At 57.9% G+C, this 22,832-nt stretch carries 16 protein-coding genes and 4 pseudogenes; 9 read left to right on the plus strand and 11 right to left on the minus strand.

The features are described from left to right. Positions 1–49: 49 nt before the first annotated feature. Entirely contained in the window at positions 50–1,342 is a 1,293-nt protein-coding gene (gabT, locus tag K5R88_RS08195; protein WP_226299669.1) for a 4-aminobutyrate--2-oxoglutarate transaminase, read from the minus strand. Between the two features lie 288 nt (positions 1,343–1,630). On the opposite strand from gabT, the gene K5R88_RS08200 reads away from it, so the two are divergent. The 7 genes and pseudogenes from K5R88_RS08200 to K5R88_RS08225 form a co-directional block, all read left to right on the plus strand. Then, positions 1,631–2,557, plus strand: coding sequence for a 2-hydroxyacid dehydrogenase (locus K5R88_RS08200; RefSeq protein WP_226299670.1), 927 nt, complete (start codon positions 1,631–1,633; stop codon positions 2,555–2,557). A 391-nt stretch (positions 2,558–2,948) separates the two neighbouring features. After that, positions 2,949–3,377: an OprD family outer membrane porin gene (locus tag K5R88_RS30730; RefSeq protein WP_268945228.1), complete on the plus strand. Its 429-nt coding sequence runs from the start codon at positions 2,949–2,951 to the stop codon at positions 3,375–3,377. Further along, positions 3,275–4,105, plus strand: coding sequence for an OprD family outer membrane porin (locus tag K5R88_RS08205; RefSeq protein ID WP_268945187.1), 831 nt, complete (start codon positions 3,275–3,277; stop codon positions 4,103–4,105). Before K5R88_RS30730 ends, K5R88_RS08205 begins: the two co-directional genes overlap by 103 nt. Before the next feature lie 333 nt (positions 4,106–4,438). Next, on the plus strand, positions 4,439–5,296 hold the full coding sequence (locus K5R88_RS08210; protein ID WP_226299671.1) for a GNAT family N-acetyltransferase: 858 nt from the start codon (positions 4,439–4,441) through the stop codon (positions 5,294–5,296). Positions 5,297–5,352: 56 nt separating this feature from the next. Continuing rightward, positions 5,353–6,060, plus strand: a complete 708-nt coding sequence (locus K5R88_RS08215) for a cupin domain-containing protein (RefSeq protein ID WP_226299672.1) — start codon at positions 5,353–5,355, stop codon at positions 6,058–6,060. A 165-nt stretch (positions 6,061–6,225) separates the two neighbouring features. After that, positions 6,226–6,401: pseudogene (gene tatA, locus K5R88_RS08220) on the plus strand (twin-arginine translocase TatA/TatE family subunit). Positions 6,402–6,769: 368 nt separating this feature from the next. Beyond that, positions 6,770–7,320, plus strand: a pseudogene (locus K5R88_RS08225) (integrase core domain-containing protein); the annotation flags it as partial. Positions 7,321–7,593: 273 nt separating this feature from the next. Here K5R88_RS08225 and K5R88_RS08230 read toward each other — a convergent pair. Continuing rightward, on the minus strand, positions 7,594–8,919 hold the full coding sequence (locus K5R88_RS08230; RefSeq protein WP_226299673.1) for an NAD(P)/FAD-dependent oxidoreductase: 1,326 nt from the start codon (positions 8,917–8,919) through the stop codon (positions 7,594–7,596). Between the two features lie 1,155 nt (positions 8,920–10,074). Between K5R88_RS08230 and K5R88_RS08235 the strand changes: the two genes are divergently transcribed. Next, positions 10,075–11,064, plus strand: a complete 990-nt coding sequence (locus K5R88_RS08235; RefSeq protein ID WP_226299674.1) for an ornithine cyclodeaminase family protein — start codon at positions 10,075–10,077, stop codon at positions 11,062–11,064. A 44-nt stretch (positions 11,065–11,108) separates the two neighbouring features. After that, entirely contained in the window at positions 11,109–12,080 is a 972-nt protein-coding gene (locus tag K5R88_RS08240) for a threonine/serine dehydratase (RefSeq protein ID WP_226299675.1), read from the plus strand. Between the two features lie 530 nt (positions 12,081–12,610). Here the strand turns inward: K5R88_RS08240 and K5R88_RS08245 are convergent. From K5R88_RS08245 to K5R88_RS08285, 9 genes and pseudogenes are all read right to left on the minus strand, one after another. After that, on the minus strand, positions 12,611–13,690 hold the full coding sequence (locus tag K5R88_RS08245; RefSeq protein ID WP_226299676.1) for a tartrate dehydrogenase: 1,080 nt from the start codon (positions 13,688–13,690) through the stop codon (positions 12,611–12,613). 41 nt (positions 13,691–13,731) lie between these two features. After that, positions 13,732–15,189, minus strand: a complete 1,458-nt coding sequence (locus K5R88_RS08250; RefSeq protein ID WP_226299677.1) for an NAD-dependent succinate-semialdehyde dehydrogenase — start codon at positions 15,187–15,189, stop codon at positions 13,732–13,734. Between the two features lie 173 nt (positions 15,190–15,362). Then, positions 15,363–17,444 carry a methyl-accepting chemotaxis protein gene (locus tag K5R88_RS08255; protein ID WP_226299678.1) on the minus strand — a complete coding sequence of 694 codons (2,082 nt, stop codon included), beginning with the start codon at positions 17,442–17,444 and terminating at the stop codon, positions 15,363–15,365. Between the two features lie 187 nt (positions 17,445–17,631). Further along, complete coding sequence (argE, locus tag K5R88_RS08260; protein WP_226299679.1) at positions 17,632–18,789, minus strand: acetylornithine deacetylase; 1,158 nt, start codon at positions 18,787–18,789, stop codon at positions 17,632–17,634. Between the two features lie 71 nt (positions 18,790–18,860). After that, a pseudogene (locus K5R88_RS30860) lies at positions 18,861–19,013 on the minus strand (FAD/NAD(P)-binding oxidoreductase); the annotation flags it as partial. Then, positions 18,980–19,120: pseudogene (locus tag K5R88_RS08270) on the minus strand (2Fe-2S iron-sulfur cluster-binding protein); the annotation flags it as partial. The pseudogenes K5R88_RS08270 and K5R88_RS30860, both read right to left, overlap by 34 nt. Continuing rightward, complete coding sequence (locus tag K5R88_RS08275; RefSeq protein WP_226299681.1) at positions 19,117–20,961, minus strand: ABC transporter ATP-binding protein; 1,845 nt, start codon at positions 20,959–20,961, stop codon at positions 19,117–19,119. The gene K5R88_RS08275 and the pseudogene K5R88_RS08270, both read right to left, overlap by 4 nt. Position 20,962: 1 nt before the next feature. Then, the gene (locus tag K5R88_RS08280; protein ID WP_226299682.1) at positions 20,963–21,838 is read right to left on the minus strand and encodes an ABC transporter permease; all 876 of its coding nucleotides are present in this window, start codon (positions 21,836–21,838) and stop codon (positions 20,963–20,965) included. Continuing rightward, positions 21,835–22,791, minus strand: coding sequence for an ABC transporter permease (locus tag K5R88_RS08285; RefSeq protein ID WP_226299683.1), 957 nt, complete (start codon positions 22,789–22,791; stop codon positions 21,835–21,837). Before K5R88_RS08285 ends, K5R88_RS08280 begins: the two co-directional genes overlap by 4 nt. Positions 22,792–22,832: the final 41 nt, after the last annotated feature.

Genomic DNA, 22,832 nt, shown 5'->3' on the forward strand with positions numbered 1-22,832 from the left:
AATGCCCTCGGTTGGCGCATTGCTGCAAAGCGCCAACCGAGGCATGAGATCAATTCAACACACGCAACAATGCCGCTTCAAGAATAGTCAGCGCTTCGTCGATCTGATCCTCTTCGGTTACCAGAGGCGCAAGAAAGCGCAGCACATTACGATACACCCCGCATTTGATCACCAACAACCCGCCTACCCTGGCCTGATCGATCAGTTGTTGGGTAAGTTCGGGATCGGGGCTGCGGGCCTCATCGTCCTTGATCAGTTCGATCGCCAACATGAAGCCGGTGCCGCGTACGTCACCAATGCGCGGATGACGTGCCTGCAAGCGCAGCAGGCCCTGACGCAACCGCTCGCCCAACAGGTCACCGCGTGCGAGCAATTGCTCTTGTTCATAAGCTTCGATCACCGCCAACGCCGCCGCGCACGCCAGGGCGTTACCGCCATAAGTACCGCCGAGACCACCGGGCAATGGCGCGTCCATGATGTGCGCACGACCCACCACGCCCGATATTGGCAAACCACCGGCCAGGCTCTTGGCGACAGTGACCAGATCCGGCTGAATGCCGGCATGCTGGAAACCGAACCATTTGCCGGTGCGGCCGAAACCGGTCTGAATTTCATCGAGAATGAGCACGATGCCATGTTGTTCGGTCAGAGCCCGCAGCGCCTGGAGAAATTCCGGCGGCGCGGAAAGGAAGCCTCCGTCGCCCTGTACCGGCTCGATGATGATCGCAGCTACCCGATCCGGCGTGACCTGGGTCGCGAGCAATTCGTTCAGTGCTTGCAGTGCCATCTCGCTGCTGAAACCGCGATAAGCGTTAGGGTACGGGGTATGGAAGACCTCGGGAGCGAAAGGCCCGAAGTTCTGCTTGTAGGGTTGGCTCATGCCGGTCAAGGTCGTACCGAGCAACGTGCGCCCATGGAAACCGCCTCGAAAGGAGATGACCGCTGGGCGATTGGTATGCGCGCGGGCGATCTTCACCGCGTTTTCCACAGCCTCTGCACCGGAGGTAAACAGCGCCGCCTTGTAGGCTTCGCCACCACCGACCAATTCACACAAGCGTTGTACCAGGTCAAGATAGGGCTTGTAGGCCACGACCTGGAAGCACGCATGGCTGACCTTTTGCAATTGCGCCTGCACCGCCGCGACCACCTTGGGGTGATTGTGGCCGATGTTCAGCACGCCGATGCCGCCGACGAAATCCAGGTAGCGCTTCCCGTCCACATCCCACATCTCACTACCCTGGGCCCGATCGATGACCAGCGGGTGTGCGGTGACCAGCCCTCGTGGCACGAATTGATCGCGTTGACGGAGCAAATTCGGGGTTTCTTCGACTTTACTGTTCATTGGCATCTCTCATAGTGAGTCTGGCAACCGGGTAGCGGCTGCGACGTGATTCACAGGGTAAGCTTTCGACGCAATTGTCTAAGCCGAACTTGACCCCTGAGAAACCCGGATCGACTGTTTTCACCCCGGCAAACAGCAGAATCCTTCAGCTGTGGCCCGGCCCCATGGAATCTGCCGATAGGTGCCCCCTACAACGCAGCGTGATGCGTTTACGCAGAATCATTCGACATATCCTGCTCCGCCAATCGGGCATGCTTGAGGCTCCCTATTTAATGCGAGAAATGACCCATGGCCCTGCTCTATAAAGCCGACCCCGTGCGCGGTGAACATTGGAAGCGTCTGTTTGCCGAGCACGCCCCCGACATCGAATGGCGTGCCTGGCCGGACATCGGCGATCCGCAGGATATTCGCTACTTGGCAGCCTGGCAGGCGCCGGACGAACTCGAAACAGTGCTGCCAAACCTAGAGGTACTGTTCGCCTTGTCGGCCGGAGTCGACCAACTTGACCTTGACCGTCTGCCAACGACCCTGCCGGTGGTCCGTTTACTCGACCCGAGCATCACGCGGGGCATGTGCGAGTACGCCAGTTTTGCGGTGCTTAGCCTGCACCGGGATATGCTCCGTTATCGCCAGCAACAAATGGCTCGGTGCTGGCAGGCTCACTTGCTGCAACCGGCAGCCAAACGTCGGGTAGGTGTCATGGGGCTCGGCACGCAGGCCCAACAGATTCTAGCCACCTTGCAGACCTTTGGATTCGCCTTATCAGGCTGGGCACGCAGCGAGCATCGCATCGCCGGGGTGGATTGCTTTGCGGGTGTGGAGCAACTTCCGGCCTTCCTCGGCCAATGCGACATCGTGCTTTGTGTCCTGCCATTGACCGAGCAGACCAAAGGGATTCTCAACCGTCAGTTGTTCCAGCACCTGCCCAAAGGCGCTGCCTTGGTCAACATGGGCCGGGGTGGGCACCTGGTAGAAGAGGACCTGCTTGAGGCTTTGGCCAGCGGCCAGCTCAGCGCGGCGGTGCTCGACGTACTGGAACAGGAGCCGGCGGCACCGGACCATCCCTTCTGGCACCATCCGCAGATATTGCTGACACCGCATATCGCTGCGATGACCCAACCGGAAAGTGCGTTTAGCGTGTTGTTGGAGAATATCCGCCGACATCAACGCGGTGAGTCAATGCTTGGCCAGGTTGACCGCGAGCGAAGTTACTGACCAACGGCTGTCAACTCACCAGTAACAACCAACCGACGCCAGATTTTTTATCTTCTCTGAGGCAAATCTGGCGTTATACAACAGACCTGATGTTCATCTCATTTTGCTGTTTCTGCGCGCACCTCTTTCCCGGAAAATAACCCGTTAATTGCTACTGACCTTGCCCCCTGATTTAACAGTAACTGCGGCCCATGAAGCCGCAACTTATGCAATCTACCGAATTGACTACAGCCCATTGTCAGGCCTCGCCGTAGCTGCGACATAGCCACCGCTGTGTACAGCCTGGCTAGGCAGATCAAGTCCGCCGCAATACGGTGATCGACAAAATTCTCCCGGATTTGCTTCGTAGTGGTTCACCTGAGCTGCCGATGGCGGCAGCAATAGCCAAGGTATCAACGGCTCCAAGCCGGCCAGCGAGCGCAACGGCTATCGGGAGGAGTGGGCGCAAGGGGCGCTCAACTTCACTTCCGGTTTCACCCAGGGCACCATCGGTTTCGGCACCGATGCCTTCGCCTATGGTGGAGTCAAGCTGGATACTGGCCGCGGCCGGGTCAACAACGGCCTGCTTCCCATCAACAACAATCGCACCACCGAAGCCAACGTGCCAGATAGCTACGGCGAGATCGGCAGCGCAGTGAAGATGCGCATTTCCTCCACCGTGCTGAAGTACGACGAACAACGCCCCACCGCTCCGGATTCGCCACCGGTAACAACCGCTTGCTGCCGGAAACATCTACCGGCTTCCAACTGTCCAGCAACAAGATCGATGACCTATCCCTCGAAGCCGGCCACTTCACTGCCTTCAACAACCGCAATTTGACCAACTCCGACGACATGCTGCTCACCACTTTCGGGGGCACCGAAGAGGACAGCGTCGACTTCATCGGTGGCACTTATAAAATTAGCGAAAAGCTCAGTGTGAAGGCGTACACCAGTAAGGCCGTCAATGTCTGGCGTCAGCACTTCGGTAGTGCCTCCTATACGATTCCTCTGACTGATCAGCAGTCGTTGAGTTTTGGCTTGACGGCCTATAAGACCCAAGACCAAGGCGAAGCGCGTGCCGGTAAACTGGACACCACGAGCTGGTCGGCGAAGGTGGCCTATTCCTTCGATGCCCACAAGTTCACCCTGGCTTATCAGAAGATCGCTGGCGACGAGTATTTCGACTACATCGGCGTGGACTCAGTCTGGCTCGCCAACTCGATTCAGTACTCCGACTTCAACGCCCCCAACGAGCGTTCCATCCAGGCTCGTTATGACCTGAATCTGGCTACGTTCGGCATACCGGGGTTGAGCTTCATGGCCCCCTATGTCAAAGGTGATCAAATCGATGGAACCAAGGCCCATCCAAACGGTGCCTACGTCAACAAGGTGGGTGACGACCAGAAGGAGTGGGAGCGTGACCTGGAAGCAAAATACGTGATCCAGGAAGGAACCGCCAAGGACTTGTCCTTCCGACTGCGCCAGGCCATCCACCGTGCGACCTCGTTCGAGAGCGATATCGACGAGGTCCGCCTGATCATCGAGTACCTACTGAGCATTCTATAACGGTTGTTCCTGGCCGGTGTTGCTCGTGGACCGGCCTGTTTTCTTGAAGGCTTGCTCCTCGTTCTCTAAGACTTGAGACGCCCATCCGCGCGCCTTTTTTTGCAAACTCCCCATCAGAAGTGTCTTTTGTTTTGGCCTGCCGCCTGAAACCGACCCGGTATTTGCTGCCGATCCTGCTTCTCATTTGAGCAGTACCTGTGGCCCGCAGAGCTGTCTCTTACGGAATCTGCCGAATCAATTGGAGGCTCTTGTCAGGCGTCGCCGCAGGTGAGATACAAATACTTTCAGCGGAGAAATCCGACCGATCAAGCTCCCTGTCAATGGAGACCTGCCATGTCCATCTCGCAACGCTCTGTCTATATCTATCGCCCCATGACCTCGGCCGATGTGCCATCGGCCCACGCCTTGTCCGTGAAGTTGAAGTGGGCCCACCGCCTGGAAGAATGGGCCATGTTGCAGCGCATCGCGCACGGTTTTGTTGTGGAAGACGAAGGCCGTCTGATCGGTACCGCGTTCACCTGTCCGCAGGGACTTTACGCCACCATCGGTCTGGTCATCGTCAGTGATGAGTATCAGGGCCAGGGTATAGGTCGCAAGTTGATGGAGCTGGCACTTGAGGCTTGCGGTTCGCGTACCGCCTTGCTCAATGCGACGCTAGCCGGTGTCCCACTTTATGCCAGCCAGGGATTCGTTGACTTTGGACATATCCAACAACATCAGGGCAACGCACTGCCCCCTGCACCCAATGACCTGCCAGCCGGTGAGCACTGCCGCCCGCTGACCGAAGCCGATCGAAAAAACCAAATCGAACTGGCCAACGCCGGCAGCGGCCTGAACAGACACGCCGTACTAAATGATCTGTTCGATATTGTCGAACACTCGGTCGGTATCGAGCGCGATGGTCAGCTACGCGCCTTCGCCATGCTGCGTCCCTTCGGCCGTGGTCGCTGCATCGGCCCGGTCATCGCGGAAAATCCAGAGCAGGCCAAGCTCTTGATCGCACTGTTGTTGGCCCAAGTGCCGAACGCCTTCGTGCGCATGGATATACCGTCCGACAGCGGACTGGCCCCTTGGCTGGAAGAGGCCGGACTGAAGCAGGTCGACACGGTCGCACAAATGGCTCGTGGTACCCCGCCGCAGGCTATCGGTGTAGTGCGCCAATTTGCGCTAGTGACTCAGGCTATCGGCTGACAAACCCCACAGTTACATCCAACGCTACACGATGCATTTCCTGGAGAAACACTTTCATGCTAGAGCCCTATGCAGTTCTGTTGGCACACGCCGACGGCAGTCCCGTTTCAACAAAATTTACCTCCGGATCGTTGGGGGCCGACGATCCTTTCGACAGACACATTGCTTATGTCGGACCAGATGACATTGCTGCCGGAGTGGTTCAGGCGGGCGGACAATTCAGCGTCGATGAATATCCCTACAGCGAAATGATCGTGGTTCACGCGGGACAAGTCACCCTACGCAGCCAGGATCGTACACTCCAACTAAATCCCGGTGACAGTGCAGTTATCGCCCGAGGCACTTCGCTCCTAGTCGAGGCGCAACCCGACTCTCTCTGGGCATTCTGCGCGGATACCCAGCTCGTTGAAGAGCGCAATCCTGGGCTCACTGCGCTCCCCCAGTTAACGCTACTCTCTTCCTCTAATCCTCCGGATGCAGAGATTTTGCTAAGCCCAACCCCACAATGTCGCTCGCACAATTTGTTTGTTGAGGAAGAGACCCATCTGCTCATCGGTGTATGGGATTCGACTCCCTATACTCGCAGGGCAAGGCCGCACAAGCTGCATGAACTGATGCATCTGCTCGAAGGTAGCGTCACACTCCAGGTTGCGGACGGGAGCGATTTGACGGTCAACCCCGGTGATACGGTATTCGTGCCCCGAGGTACCCCATGCGCCTGGAAGAGTAGCGTTTACGTGCGCAAGTTTTACGTCGTCAAGTAACGCGAACTCCGTGAGTTCCGGCAGATGGCGTTTCGACTGCCGGCATCATGCGTGCACTTTCGATGGTCCAAGCCATTGCGCAAGGATTCGAGCGACAGGGATTGCGGGTGAGCATGCGAGAAAATCTCCACGATACTGTCAATCACCCACTACGGATTATTGAAAATGGGATTAGGTGGCTTCAGCACCGGGAAACTTCTGATCATTCTGTTGATCGTGCTCATGCTGTTTGGAACCAGGCGCCTAAAAGGACTGGGGGGGATATTGGTGAAACAATCAAGGGGTTCCGCAAAACCATAAGCAACGATAAGCCAGTCACCGTGGAGCCCAAGGACACGTAAAGTCCTGCCGGTCTGGATGTCATCACCCAGGGAGTACAAAGGGTTAACCAAATCGTAACTTTTTGCCAAGGCGTTTGATGTTGCCACCATATTATTCCAATTCCACCAGGACCTTATCTAGACGCTGCATGAAATTGGGCTTGTTAGGGTAATCGACAGGCCTAAGCAGGAAGGTCGCGCGAATTACCCTGAGAGATCTGCACGCTTGCCACTGCGCTACAGAGCGTCGCGAGGCGATAGGACCAACGTGCAGAAGTCAGCCGAGACCGTTGTAAGTTACGAATAATCCCCCACCAATGGCCGAATAAATTATGCCGCCAGTACGCGTCAGATTTTCATTGAATGAGATAAAACAGTCCGACATGCCGCGTCAGCACGAAGGCCGTATTGCGGTGGAAACCAGCAATACGCGTTGGTGATCGGACCGGTTTGAATTTCGCTGCGAGGACGGCGCCAAACTGAACATGACCTTCGCCCTGCACTGCGGTGACCGCGAAGCCACCGGGTGGGTTGCGAGCCCGACCGGGTACAGGCGATGAAGTCCGCGACTTGATGCTGGGAAGCGTAGAGAAGCGCTTTGGTGATCAAGTTGCCTGTCACGCTAGTGCAATGGATAAGCGATAACGGCTCGGCTTACACTGCCGAACAGACGCGCCTGTTTGCTCCGCAAATTGGCTTCCAACCGGTGACCGCACCGGTGCGGAGCCCGCAGAGCAACGGCATGGCTGAGAGTTTCGTAAAGACGATCAAGCGGAATTACTTGATGTACATACCCAGGCCGGATCGAGTAACGGCGCTATGTAACCTGGCAATTGTCTTCGAGCACTACAACGGGCTGCATCCGCACAGTGCCTTGAATTACCGTCCACCGAGAGAGTTCAGACCGCTTGGCAGTTGCATCAATTTAACGGGGAGTTAATATCCGATTTTGTAGGGGCAAGCTCAATTATGCACCGCGCTAATCTTAACCTGCGACTGCAGGTAACGGGGTCTACCACTTCCGCGGACTGAACTCCGATCACATAGCCCTGTAAGGACTCGCGCTCGATATGTCTGCCCGTGAAAGTCTGACAGGCGGTCGATCGTTTGAGCTGTCGAGCTGTTCGCGAGTGGAGCACTGGTTCAATAGCTGATACTGAATATGGAAAGAGCACGGGAGCAAGGCTCCCGCCAAATCAGCGAAGGACGACTGTCAGAAATCCGAGACTTTGCCCCAAGCCCCTTTGTTGAGGCGGGCAAGGGTGAACTGGGTATGGTCCACAAACGGCGTCAGGCCCTGAGCCAGTTCGGCAATCAAGCGCCCGGCGCCAGGGCCGATACCGAAGCCGTGGCCCGAGAAACCAGCGGCCAGAATGAAGCCGGGCAGATTCTCCGCTTCGTCGATGACCGGCACACCGTCAGGGGTGCAGTCGATATAGCCTGCCCAACCGGCCTGAATGGGCACGCTGCCCAAGGCGGGCAGTAGGCGGCGCGCACGGGCAAGGGTTTCCTTCAGGACCCCCTCCGACGGGCGAGGGTCGAGGATGCGGACACGTTCCATTGGTGTAGGCCGATCGAGCGCCCATTTGCGGCACGTTTCGTGTCCGTACTGCCAACCCTGCAAACCACCGGGTGAAAGCATTTTCCAGCGTTTGGCGAACATCGGCAGAAAATACGACGAGAATCGAAGTTGCTGCGGCGTCGGATCCACACTGGCCAGCCCGGAAATCGCCAGCGTATAGCCGCCATCCCCACGACGCGTGACGCTTACCTCACTTGTATGAAGTGCATCGGGAAGTCCCTGGGCCCCCGGCATGACCGAAAGAATGGAAGATCGCACCGACGCTTGCGGAAAGCGAATGTCGAGCTGTGAACAGAAGGACGAGGCCCAGGCACCGCCGGCCATCACAACTTGCCGGGTCTTAATCACGCCTTTTTCGGTAATGACGCCCGACACCCGGCCCGCCTCGGTCTCGATACCGCGGGCTGCGCAGAACTGGTGTACCGAGCCGCCATGTTTGAGCACGCCCTTGGCGATCAGTGGTGCCGCCCGCGCCGGATCGGCGATGCCATCGGACGGCGAAAACACTCCTCCCAACCAAGGCTTGCCGGTTGCCGCGCCGCGTTGCGTGGCTTCGGCGCTGCTCAGCATATGGGTTGTAACCCCCTGGGTGAGCGCGAAGTCGCGCCATTTCGCCCATCCGTCCAATTCTGCTTGGTTATCCGAGAGATAGAACAATCCGCAGCGGCGGAAACCGAGGTCTTCGCCGAGGTCGGCGGTGATCTCTTCCCAGAGCGCGAGACTTTTGGTCGACAACGGCAGTTCGCGCTCGCTGCGGTTCTGCTGGCGGCACCAGCCCCAATTGCGGCTGGATTGCTCGGCGCCTATACGGCCCTTCTCTACCAAGGCAACGTTCATACCCTGACGGGACATGTAATAGGCGGCGCATACACCAATGATGCCGCCGCCGATGACGACGACATCGGCGTTTTTCGGGAGTTCCGGTGTGGACTGCATGCATATCAAAGGAGCCGGCATTCTATTCTCCTGGCCTGAAACTCATTGTTTTACGGCTTTGCAGCCAGTGCTGCAAAGCCACCTTAAAGCTGTGCCAGTGCGCGCCTATGTAGTGATCGGTGCGCACAAGATCGGGACGATCGAAACTTAGATCTATGTCGCTGCCTTGTGATGTTGGATGTCGATGTCGGCAGATTCGGAGCGGCAGGACAGGCTGCGGCAGTCATGCCGGTCGCCAATGCCGTTGCGATGTTTCTATATTAGGCATTTCCACCCGAAGAGGTCTGTCGTATTGGCGGTGCGCAATAGCAGGATCGGGCTTTTTCGAGGGAGCGTTCAGAAGTTTATGCTGAGGATGACGGAACATTCAGCGAACCAAGAGCTCAACCCTAAGCGCTGATTGGACTGAAGGTTATCCCTAATGGCTGACATTGCGTATGACGGTCCGCCGAGAATCGAATCCGCCGCTCACCAGATATCACTCCAGGTCCTCGTACATCTTGCGTCTTTTCCATCGCACGTTCGGTGCTAGCCTGCACTAGGCTCTCAACCAAACATCATCGAGCGCAGGCACTTTTCGTAATGAGCCTGGGTCGACTGCACCCGCCCGCTGCCGCGAGTGAAACACCAGATCGTCAGGCTCTTCACAATGGCCGAGGTGCGTAGTCAGCTCAAGCGTTGGTTCGGCAGATAGTAAAGGGTACCCAGGCGGTTCGCCCGCAGGATCGGTGGCCCAGGTAACTAGACCGGATCCCGATTCAGACGGGAAAATATAAAAAGACATAGTTTGCGAAAGGCTGCCTTAGGGGCATTGCAGGACTCTATAGCGTTAGATATCGCTGATGGCGGTGAAAATTATCGAAAATTGCGTATTAGGAGAGTATTCGGCGTTTTCTGCTGGGCGCTCAGTATCATAATGAAAGCACGTAAGCTGGAAATTCGCAGGACATAACGATGAGATCCTGCTTGATTTTTTTAGATCTTGGCGATCTCTATCAGCATGCCAAGTCTGCCTTGAATACAGTTGCGCCCACTAAGGAGTGGAAACGGTATGCGAAAATTGTACATGGGCGCCCGATCAGAGAGGCGCTGATGCTGGAAAATCATATTTCCCCGCCGGCGCGATTAGGGGCATATACCGTGTGCCCTGATTTAAAACATAACGAGTTGACGTAAATGAAAACACTTTTACTGACAAAACAAGAAGTTGGCAGTTTGATATCTATGAAGGAAGTCATAGGTGCGGTGGGAGAGGCATACAAAGCGTTTAGCAGTGGGCAGGTGGTGCAGCCCGATTATATAGGGATACATCTCCCTTCGCCTCGTGGTGAAATCGATTTTAAGCTTGGTTATTATAAAGCCAATGAAGTGATATCCATGAAAGCCTCTTCAGGAGGGTTCATCGATAATCCGACAGCACACGGCGTGCCTAACGGCATGGGGACTATTCTACTGTTTGATGCCAGGAGTTGTGCGTTGACGTGTGTAATGGACGGAAGTTTGATTACCAACCTCAGAACAGGAGCGTCTGGGGCTGTTTCGGTACAAGTCCTGGCCAGAAAGAACTCGAAAAAAATTACAACCATCGGTACCGGAAACCAGGCGCGAATGCAAATCCGCGCAATCACTGAAGTGATGAAAATCGAAGAAATCCATGCCTGGAGCAGAAACCCGGATGCGCTTGCCAGATATAAAATGGATATCGAAAGTGAGTTTGGTATTCCTGTGATCGTGGCCAACTCAAAAAAAGAAGCGGTTGAGCAGGCTGATATCCTGATTACTACAACTCGCGGAAAAGGTTCGCTTGTCGAAGCGGACTGGGTAAAGCCCGGCACGCACATTATTGCAATTGGCACGGATCAACAAGGTAAGCAAGAACTGGATCCAGCGATATTCAAAAATGCAAAAATAGTCAACGACTCGATATCCCAATGCACCGAAAAAGGTGAAACATGGCATCCGCTGAATGAGAAAATCATCACCAAAGACGATATTCACGGAGAAATCGGCGAGATACTGCTAGGCACAAAGCCAGGAAGGGAAAATGATGAAGAAATTACCATTTTCGATTCTACGGGCATGGCCATACAGGATAATACGACCTCCGAAAAAATCTATCGAAATGCGCTAGAAAATAACATTGGGACTTTTTTTGCGTTCATTTAAGCCCCACCACTTAAGTTAAGCCCATGTTTAGAGAGGTAATTGTTATGCTCGACCATCCTACCATTCAGGACATAAAAGAAGCCCAGGAACGGCTGAAACCTCATATTAGGCATACACCGTTATTGCGTGCAGAAAAAATAGAGTGTGCCGTGGGTTGTCAGCTCTATCTGAAGCCTGAAACATTGCAAATTACAGGGGCTTTCAAAATTCGAGGTGCTTTGAACAAGACACTTTCATTGTCCAGGGATGAGATAGCGAACGGGATTATTGCCACTTCTTCGGGCAACCATGCCCAAGGGCTTGCTTACGCTGCCCGTATGCTGGGTGTGAAAGCGATATTGGTGTTACCGATTACCTCTCCGAAAATCAAGATTGACAACACAAGAGCTCTCGGAGCAGAAGTCATTCTTTTCGATGGTGACACTGCTGCCAGATGGAAAAAAGTGTACGAAATTGCTGCAGAAAACAAGTATGCAGTTGTTCATGCTTTTGAAGACCCCCTGGTGATGGCCGGTCAGGGCACCATAGGCTGCGAAATATTAGAGGATCTGCGGGATGTGGATACGGTCATCATCCCAATGGGTGGCGGGGGTCTTATTTCAGGCATTGCAACCGCTATCAAGGAAACCAAGCCATCGGTGCGTGTTATCGGCGTAGAGCCCGCCTTGACGCCAAAGTATTATCACAGCCGGATAAACAAAGAGCGTACTTCGCTCCCGTTGAAAAATACCATTGCGGATGGGCTGAGAATAAGCGTCCCGGGGCAGAATCCATATCCCATTATCGAGCGGTACGTCGATGAGATCGTTCTGGTTGAGGACGAGCACATCATTGAAGGTATGCGTGTTCTTGCCAGGGACGCAAAATTGATAGCTGAGCCCGCCGCCTCAATTGGTATAGGAGCTCTGTTGGCCGGATCCATCAACGTTAAACCGGATGAAAAGGTTTGCGTGGTATTAACGGGCGGAAACTGGGACTTGTGCGACCTGGCCGAGATATACAAGGTTGTCGAGTAGTTGTCGGCGACACGCTAAAGACACGTGACTATATCGCACTGCTAGAGGCTTCGACACGAGGCTCGGATCGCCCTCGCCGTCGAACATCTTGCTCAACAAACTCGAAAAGATCCATCTCACTTTCAGGCGTCTGCCGCCCGGTCCGGTACGACGCTTGGTCATCCCGAGCCTTCCAGCGGCGAACGCGTTCCAACGATCGCCGATTTGAGTCAATAAGCGCTGCTGCAGGTCTTGCAGCCAATTCTCAATCCAATGATCTATACACACAGTTGTGGCTTTTGCGCGAGACTTAAGTGCTGGATACCGTTTGGCGGTCCAACGTTAGGTGTGTTCAGGGCATAAAGTGGTATGGATCTGGAGAGGCTCTTCGACCAGGTCGATGACGACTACCTTCGACGTGATGCTGTATATAGGTCATCAACTCGCGACGTGCCATTCCTGCGCGCAAAAAAAAGCCCGCAGTGTGAACGGGCTAAAGGGTGACACACAAGAATGAGTAGAGCGGCGAAGCCGATCGGGTGTTCCTCAGCTCAAAGCGCCGCAGCGATTGCCTTGCCGACATCTTGGGTCGAACCCTGCCCACCCAGATCAGGGGTGATCGGTCCCTCGGAGATAACCTGCTCGATGGCCTTGAGAATACCGTCATGGGCCGCCCGGTAGCGCTCATCGCCATTGCCCAGGAAGTCCAGCATCAACGCACCGGACCAGATCATCGCAATCGGGTTGGCGATGTTCTGCCCATAGATATCCGGCGCCGAGCCATGGACCGGTTCGAAAAGCGAGGGGAAGCGTCGCTCCGGGTCGAGGTTGGCCGAAGGCGCGATGCCGATGGTACCGGCGCAGGCAGGCCCCAGGTCGGACAGAATGTCGCCGAACAGATTCGACGCCACCACCACATCGAAACGATCTGGCTGCAGCACAAAGCGCGCGCAAAGAATGTCGATGTGATGCTTGTCCCAAGTGACGTCCGGGTACTTCGCAGCCATCAATGCAGTGCGCTCGTCCCAGTACGGCATGCTGATGGAAATGCCGTTAGACTTGGTCGCCGCCGTCAGGCGTTTGCGCGGCCGGGTCTGAGCCAGGTCAAAGGCAAACTTGAGAATCCGGTCCACGCCACGCCGGGTAAACACCGACTCTTGCAGCACGAACTCATGCTCGGTGCCTTCGAACATCTTGCCGCCGACCGAGGAATACTCGCCCTCGGTGTTCTCGCGGATCACCACGAAATCGATGTCCCCGGCTTCGCGTCCGGCCAGCGGACACGGCACACCGGGAAACAGCCGTACCGGACGGATGTTCACGTATTGGTCGAAGTCACGGCGAAACTTCAGCAGCGATCCCCACAGGGAAATGTGATCCGGCACTTTGTCCGGCCAGCCCACGGCTCCAAAGTAGATCGCGTCGAAACCCTTGAGCTGTTCGAACCAGTCGGCGGGCATCATCTGCCCGTGCTCCAGGTAATAATCGCAGTGAGCCCAGTCGAGCACTTCGATGCTCAAATCCAGCTGCCATTTTTCCGCGGCCTGCTCCAGTACCCGCAGCCCTTCCGGCAAGACTTCCTTGCCGATGCCATCGCCGGCAATCGCGGCGATTCTGAATGGTTTGCTCATCAATCGTGGCTCCTCAACTATCTGTTCAAAGGGTGACCGGATCACAGCCCGCCGATGTGGAAGGCTTTGACTTCAAGGTATTCATCCAGGCCGTACTTGCTGCCTTCACGGCCCAGTCCCGATTGCTTGATACCGCCGAAAGGGGCGACTTCCATGGAAATGATCCCGGTGTTGAGACCGATCATGCCGAACTCCAGCGCCTCGCCGAACCGCCATGAACGGCGCAAGTCCTGGGTGAAGAAATAGGCAGCCAAGCCATAAGGCGTTGCATTGGCCAGGGCCAGCGCTTCTTCCTCGGTAGTAAAGCGCATCAGCGGTGCAACCGGGCCGAAGGTTTCTTCGTTGGCCAGCAGCATCCCGGCATGGGCCTCACCGAGCACCGTCGGCTGGACGAACTGGCTGTCGCTCTCGGGGATGCCGCCACAGAGCAGACGGGCTCCCTGACTCAAGGCATCGTCGATATGTCGAGCGACCTTGCTCACCGCCGCCGCATTGATCAGCGGGCCGATGTTCACGTCGGCATCCAGGCCATTGCCGACTTTGAGTTTGCCCACCTCTTCCACCAGGCGCTGGGCGAAGCGCTCGTAGATCCCGTCTTGCACCAGAATGCGGTTGGCGCAGACGCAGGTCTGGCCGCCGTTGCGGAACTTGCTGAGCATGATGCCGGCCACGGCCTGTTCCAGATCAGCGTCGTCGAACACAATGAACGGCGCATTGCCGCCCAGTTCCAGGCTCAGGCGCTTGATGTGCTCGGCGCTCTGGCGCATCAGCAGCCGACCGACAGCAGTGGAACCGGTGAAGGAGATCTTGCGCACCGTCGGGTTGCCGGTCAGTTCTTCGCCGATCCCGGGGGGCATGCCGGTGACGACGTTGAACACCCCGGCCGGAATACCGACCCGTTCGGCGAGTACGGCCAGCGCCAGGGCCGACAGCGGTGTCAGGTCCGAGGGTTTGACAATGATCGTGCACCCGGCTGCCAGGGCCGGTGCACATTTACGGGTGATCATCGCATTGGGGAAGTTCCATGGCGTAATCGCCGCGCAGACTCCGACTGGCTGTTTGAGCGTGAGCAAACGGCGGTCGCCGTTGGGTGCCGGAATGGTCTCGCCGTAGATCCGGCGGGCTTCTTCGGCGAACCATTTGACGAAACTGGCGCCATAGCGGATCTCGCCCTTGGCTTCGTTGAGGGGCTTGCCTTGCTCGCAGGTCATGATCAATGCGAGATCGTCCAGGTTATCGATCATCGCCTGACACCAGCGCTCCAGCAGCGCCGCCCGTTCTGCCGCCGGGCGTGCGCGCCAGGCCGGCCAGGCCCGTTCGGCAGCTTCAATAGCAAGTCGGGTTTCGCTGCCTTGCATCGCGGGTACGCGGGCGAGCAACTGGCCGCTGGCCGGGTCGATAACATCAAGGGTGGCGGCGCTGTCGGCGCTGATCCACTGACCGTTGATGTAAGCGAGTTCTACCAGCAGGCTGGGGTCTTTCAGGCGATTCTTGAGCATGGTCGAGTCCTGTTCCGAGACAGCCTTCAGTCTATGGTGTCGCCACAGGCGAGGATGCTGAAAGCGCCGCCCCAGCAGCGTCGAATGCTGAAAATCGGCATTCGACGGCAGGCTCTACTGTTGGTTGGTGATGGTTATCGTCGTGCCCCACCGGTGTCGGATTCAGCGAACCTTCAGACGACAAAGTGCCTGACCATGCCATTCAGCTCGCTGGCCAAGCCGGCGAGCTCCCGACTGGAGGCCTGGCTCTGGTTGGCGCCGGCCGAGGCCTGCTGGGAAACGTCACGGATATTGAGCAGGTTGCGGTCCACTTCACGGGCCACATGGGATTGCTCTTCGGTGGCACTGGCAATACACAGATTGCGTTCATTGATCTGGGCGATGTCAGCTACGATGGCATCGAGTGCCGCGCCTGCCGCACGGGCGACCTCCAGGGTCTCCCGGGTTTTACCGTTACTGCTTTGCATGGCGCGCAGGGTGCCGTGACTGCTTTTTTGCACCGAGCCGATGATGCTCTCGATCTGTTTGGTCGACTCCTGGGTTCGTTGCGCCAAGGCCCTGACCTCGTCGGCTACCACGGCGAACCCCCTTCCGCTTTCGCCCGCCCGAGCCGCCTCGATCGCCGCATTCAAGGCGAGCAAATTCGTCTGCTCGGCAATGCCGCGAATCACATCCAGCACCGAGCCGATATCCCCAATCTGGCCTGCCAGGGTTTGCAGGGCACCTGCGGTCTCTTCGATATCCCCGGTCAGCGATTCGATGGCGCCGACCGTACGGCTGACGCTCTCCTGCCCCTGGCGCGAGCGCTGGTCTGCAGCCTGGGTCACCTTCGAAGCCCAGGCGGCATCACGCGCCACGTCTTCGATCGCTCCCGTCATTTCGGTGACCGCCGTCGCCGCCTGGTCCAGTTCAGCGCTCTGGCGTTGCACACCACGGGTGGCGTCATCGGTCACTGCACTCAACTGAGCGGACGTCGTGGCCAGTCGCTCGGAAGAACTCAAGACCTGCGTGACCGTACTGCGCAGGTTAACTTGCATGCGTTCGAGCGCCTGCAACAGGCGCGCCGCTTCATCCCTGCCGACGATATTCAGTGGTTGGGTCAGATCGCCCTTGGCGATACGTTCGGCGGCGGCCATGGCCATGGCCAACTGTGCAAGCAGACGCAGCACGATCAATGTCGCCAGCGTGCCGCCGGCCAACAACAGTGCCAACAGACCCGCGGACATCAGGACAAGGCGTTGCCGGTCGCTGTCACGGCGTTTTACCAGTGCCTCGTCGAGTGCCGTCAGCGCTGAACGGCCAAGGGCGTACAAATCGTCAACCGGTTTGTTGTATGCCGTCAGATAGTCGCCGACCGGGTACTCCAGCTTAAGCGCGTACAGGGCATCGCCAGGTTCGCTATTCCCTGCGGCGTTAACGCTGGGTGCGAAACTCAGGTCCATCTCGATCGCCGATACCAACTTCGCGTTGCTCAGTTCAAGCGCTCGCTGGATCTGCGGACCTGATGCCGTTAGCGGCGCTTCCAGCAGTGCCTTGAGTTCCGGTTCGGCAGCACTCGCCTTGCTCAAGGCACGCGCCGTCTTTTCAACGCTGCTCAGTGTCTGGGTGGCCAGGCCACGCAGGGCACCTTGTTGTTCGGGCAAGATCTGGCCCTGCGCCAAATACAGGCCACCGGCACTGCGCAACTGTCCCAACAACTCGGTGGTTTGCGGCAACTCGATCAAGGCGCCCGCCATCAGCGAGTACGTCTCTAACACTGGATCCAGGGACAATTTGAAGTGATCGAGCATGGCGTCTTCGATCAGCAGATAGGCTGCGATCAACTGGCTATGCCGGTCCAGACTTTGCGAGCCCTTGATGGCGGCCTGATCGACCTGGCCGGCCAGCGCTTGCCATTGCTGCCGGGCCTGTCGCCAGGCAGCCAGAAGGCTGGGGGCGATTTGTGCCTCCTGCAAAACCTGCTCGGTTGCCTCGACAGCGCGATCCACTTCAGCCTGTTTGTCTGAACGGGCTTTGTTGAAGTCCCGATTGCCGGTCAGCACGACGGACGCCAAGTCGCGATGCTGCTGCGTCAACTGGATCAGCTCGAGCAATGCCTGTACCGGACGTATACCCCGCAGCTCCTGATTGGTCTGGCGGCTATTGTGATACGCGCCCAGTACGTAGAGGCCGGTCGGGAGGGTGATCAGCGTCACGGCCAGCGAGCCGAGCAAGGCGAACTTGCCCGCGAATGTCAGGCGCTCAAGCACTTTCATGGGGGAACTCCGGAAGGGTTGCGAGTGGCTAGCGGTTTTCTGAATAGGCGCAGTCAAGCCCGAGAAGGCTTTCTCAGCACTTCCCACACTGTCGGTTGCATTGAAGGGGGAAACTCTAGCTCGGGCGTCCTGCCATAACCGAGACACAAGCGTAATGTGCAAGTGTTCGGCGTAGGCAAACGGAACTCTAAAGCCGCATCGAGCCCAACAACCCTTGCAGAAAGTACTCACCGGCTTCCATCTGGCTGATCTCGATAAACTCGTCAGGTTTGTGTGCCTGTTCTATCGAGCCTGGACCACAGACCACCACTGGCACCTCCAGGCGCTGTTTGAACAACCCGCCCTCGGTGCCGAAGGAAACCTTGGCGGTGCCGGTATCCGGCGCGGCGAAGTTTTTCAGAAAACGCACCGCTTCGACGCTCGGGTGGGTGTCGAGACCCGGATAGACGTTCAGGGTCTCGATTTCGATATCCGCCACGCTGGACAGCTTTTTGGCTTCACGCACGATCACTTCAGCCCGCTCGCGCACCTGCTCCAGAAACTGATCCGGATCGTCCGCCGGCAAGTTGCGCACTTCGAAATCCAGGGTACACAGGTTCGGCACGATGTTCAGCGCCTTGCCGCCGACAATCTGCCCGACATGCACGGTGCTGTAGGGCACGTCGTAATCGGCATCCTGAGCGCCCTGCTCTTGCAGTTGCTGCTGGCTCTGACGCAGTGCCGCGATGAAATCGCAAGCCACGTGAATCGCATTGACCGAACGCGGTGCCAGCGATGAATGCGCCTCCAGACCGCGACAGTAAGTGCGGTAAGAGCCCTTGCCCTTGTGGCCGAGCACGAACTGCATGTTGGTCGGCTCACCGATCACGCACAAAAACGGCCGCACCGGCGCCAGGTGCAGCACGTCGAGCAATCGGCGCACACCGACGCAACCGATTTCTTCATCGTGGGACAGCGCCAGTTGCAATGGCCGGTTCAATGAATGGTCGGCGGCATCGAGCATGGCGTCGATAGCCAGCGCGACAAAGCCCTTCATATCGCAACTGCCACGGCCATAAATCCGCCCGTCCTGCACCGTCGCCTGAAACGCCGGGAAGGTCCAGGCCTGTCCCGCAGCGGGAACCACATCGGTGTGCCCGGACAGCAAAATCCCCGGCACTTCCCGTGGACCGGTACTAGCAAACAGGTTGGCTTTTTTACCGGTGGAATCCTTGACGATCAACGACTCGATGCCCTTGGTCAGCAGCAGATCGCGCACGTACTCGATCAGGGCCATGTTCGACTCCGAAGAGACGGTGTCAAAGGCCATCAAACGCTTGAGAATGTCCAGTACGCGGGTTTTCATGAGGCCTTGCTCCGTTGCTCGGCTGAAGAAGCGAACCGGTTGATGGAGAACAGTTCAATCGACGTGCTGCCGGTGCTGACCTGCACGCCGCTGACACCGCTCGCGGTATCACCCAGTACTTGCTGAAGTTTGATCCCCAGATACACCGGGATTTTCGCCCGGTACAGCTGCACCAAGAGTTTCATGCCCGCGACTGGCGCAACGCCGAGCCCTGGGTCAGCAGCGCGACCATCAGGGTATCGCCCTGCAGCGCCTCGATGGGTGCGCCGTCCACCTGCAGTTTGACAGTGGGCCGGCCCTGCTCGGCCAGTCTTACGAAACGCCCGTTCATGCATAGGCTCCCATGGTCATGCTGTTGGAGTCCTGCTGGGTTTTCAGCAATTCGGCACTGTCGTGATGGCAAAGGATTTCACTGCCGCCCACAATCATCCGACGGTCCGGCGGAACACAATTGCACAGGCCATCGACCCGCACAGGGCAACGATTGAGGAACGTGCACAGCCCAGGCACATTGGCTTTTGCACCAATGGACGGCAGCGTGGCGCAGGTCGTTGTGCCACAGCTTTCCAGCCAGCCCTGACGCAACTCCGGCACCGAATGGATCAACAAGTCGGTGTAGGGATGGAACGGTGCCTGGGCATACGATTGACGAGTGCCGGCCTGGATCTTGTGGCCGCTGTACATCACCACAATGTCGTCGCACAGCGCCCGGACCGTGGAGATGTCATGGCTGATGAACAGATAGGACACCCCCAGTTGCTGACGCAGGTCGCGCAATAGTTCGAGGATTGCTGCACCGACCACGGTATCCAGCGCCGAGGTCACCTCGTCGCACAGAATCAGATCCGGCTTGGCCGCCAAGGCGCGGGCCAGGTTGACCCGCTGCTTTTGCCCGCCGGACAGTTCGTTCGGGCGGCGTTCGGCCATGGTTCGCGGCAGACGCACCAGATCCAGCAGCTCGCCGATACGTTCTCGCAGCGCGGCACCCTTAAGACCGAAATACATCTTCAGCGGACGACTCAGAATCGTGCTGACGCTGTGCATCGGGTTGAGTGCGGTGTCGGCGTTCTGGAAGACCATTTGAATACGTCGGAACTGCTCGTCGGTGCGCGACGACAGGCTGCCACCCAAGGGCTGGCCATCGAAGGTCAGCCCGCCGAGGGCCGGCGCCAACAATCCGGCCACCACCCTCGCCAGGGTCGACTTGCCAGAACCCGACTCACCGATCACCCCAATGGCCTGGCCTCTGCGAACCGTCAGGTCGATGTCTTCCAGCACGCGAATGGCCGGCATGCCTTGCGCGTTCTTGTTGCCGTAACCAGCGGTCAAGCCCTGGATAGTCAGTAAAGGCGTGTCTTCAGCGATGCCGCAGGGTGGACGGATAGTGGTGTCCGGCCGTGCTGCCGCCAGCAAGCTGCGGGTGTATTCGTGGGCCGGGCCTTTGAGCAATGGCGCCGTGGCACTCTGTTCGAAGATTTCGCCACCATTGAGCACCACGATCTGATCTGCCATCTGCGCCACTACGGCCAGATCGTGGGATACATAGACTGCCGTCGCGCCACGTTCACGTACCACCCGTTTGAAGGCACGCAGCACGTCGATCTGGGTCGTCACATCGAGTGCCGTGGTCGGTTCGTCGAGCACCACCAGCAGCGGATCGCTGATCAGTGCCATGGCCGCCATCACTCGTTGCAGTTGCCCGCCGGATACCTGATGCGGGTAGCGCTGGCCGATGCGATCGGGATCCGGCAGGGCCAGGTCGCGGAACAACTCGATGGCCTTTGCCTCAAGCGCGGCCTGGCTGCCCAGACCATGAATCAATGCGCCCTCCACCACTTGGTCGATGAGTCGTTTCGCCGGATTGAACGCCGCTGCGGCGCTCTGGGCGATATACGACACCCGGTTGCCCCGCAGGCCTTGAAGCTCGCCTTCGCTCAACGCCAGCATGTCGTGCTCGCCGATTTGCACCACGCCGCCCGCCAGTCGACAACCGCGCCGGGCATAACCGAGCAACGCCAGGGCGATGGTGGTCTTGCCGGAACCAGACTCGCCAATCAACGCCAGCACTTCACCTTTGGCCAAGGAGAAACTCACGCCCTTGACGATTTCCACCTCGCCACGCTCGCCACAAGCGACCACGCGCAGGTTCTCGACTCGAATCAAATCACTCATTTCAATGACCTCCCGCACGTCGACTGCGTCGCGACGCCAGCTGGTCGATCAGCAGATTCACACCGATGGTCAGGGTGCCGATGGCCAAGGCCGGAATCACGATGGCCGGCGCGCCCTGGTTGAGGCCACCAATGTTTTCGCGAACCAGCGAGCCGAGGTCGGCATCTGGCGGTTGCACACCCAGACCTAGAAAGCTCATGCCACTGAGTAACAGCACGATGTAACCGAAACGCAAGCCCAGATCGGTCAACACGGGATTGAGCATGTTCGGCAGGATTTCCATGCAAGCGACGTACAAACGGCGCTCGCCACGGGTACGGGCCACTTGCACGTACTCCAGGGCTTCGATGTTCACCGCCATGCTGCGAGCGACGCGGAAGGCGCCCGGGGTGTAGCTTATTACTGCAGTGCAGATCAGCAGTACCACCGAGGAACCGAAGGCCGAGACCATGATCAGCGCCAGCATTTTGCTCGGAATCGAGATAAAGGCGTCCATCAAGCGACTGATCATCTCGTCCAGCCACTTCGGTGCGACCACCGACAGCAAGGCGCAGAGGGTCCCAAGACCACTGGCGAGGACCGCCGAGACTAGCGCCAAGCCCACGGTAAATCGCGCCCCGATGAGAATTCGACTGAGCATGTCACGGCCCAGGTAATCGGTGCCAAACGGGTAAGCCACGCTCAGGTTGTCGAAGACACTGTCAGAGATCACCTCCCCCACCGGGTGCGGCGCCAGCCACGGGCCGAAGATCGCCACCAGCAACCACAGGAAACACATTGCAGCCCCGACCAGTCCCAGCAAGGACCGCCCACTGGACACCTTGTCGAGCACCCGATCGGGCGCAGCAGGCGTCGACTTCACAGTGAGATTATTCATTGATTTCTCAGCCTCGGATTGGACAGAATCGCGCACAGGTCGGCAATCAGCACCAACGTTAAATACGCCGTACAAAACAGCATGGTGCAGGCCTGGACCAGCGCCATGTCACGGTTAGTCACCGCATCGACCATCAGGCTGGCGATACCGGGGTAGTTGAAGATCGTCTCGACGATCACCACCCCGCCCAGCAGGTACGACAGGCTCAGGGCGATGGCATTGGCAATCGGTCCGATCGCGTTGGGCAAGGCATGGCGCAGCACGATTCGCATCGGACTCACGCCTTTGAGCCGGGCCATTTCCACGTAGGGACTGTCGAGCTGATCGATCACCGCCGCCCGGGTCATGCGGGCCATTTGCGCGACAATGACGCAGCACAGTGTCATCACCGGCAAAGCGTAGGTACGCATGAATTGCCAAGGCGAGGTGATCTCACTTGCATAGGACAGTGCCGACAACCAGCCCAGATTCACCGCAAAAATCAGCACCGCCAGGGTAGCGACCAGAAACTCCGGTACGGCGACCATGGTCAAGGTGAAAAAGCTCAGGACACTGTCGATGCGCCCGCCCCGGCCCATGGCCGAACCGATGCCCAGGATCAATGCCACCGGCACTGACACCAGCGCCGTAGCAGCCGCCAGCATCAGAGTGTTGGGCACCCGTCCGGCCATCAACTCGCTGACCGGCATGGCGTTGGACACCGACAATCCCATGTCACCGCTGAGCAGGCTCATCAACCAGCGCAGGTAGCGCAACACACCGGGCTGATCCAGCCCCATTTTCAGGCGCAAGGCTGCCACCTGTTCCGGCGTGGCGAACTGCCCCAGAGACTGTTGCGCCGCGTCCCCCGGCAGCACCGCCGTGATGGCGAAAACCACCATGGACACAATCAACAAGGTCACGATCGCCGCGCCCAGGCGCCGGCCGATCAACCACAGTGTGTTGCTATTCATCACCCAATCCTCATGCAATGTCGCTGCCGCAAAAACCCGAC

The organism is Pseudomonas sp. MM213, from assembly GCF_020423045.1.
Classification (GTDB): Bacteria; Pseudomonadota; Gammaproteobacteria; order Pseudomonadales; family Pseudomonadaceae; genus Aquipseudomonas; species Aquipseudomonas migulae.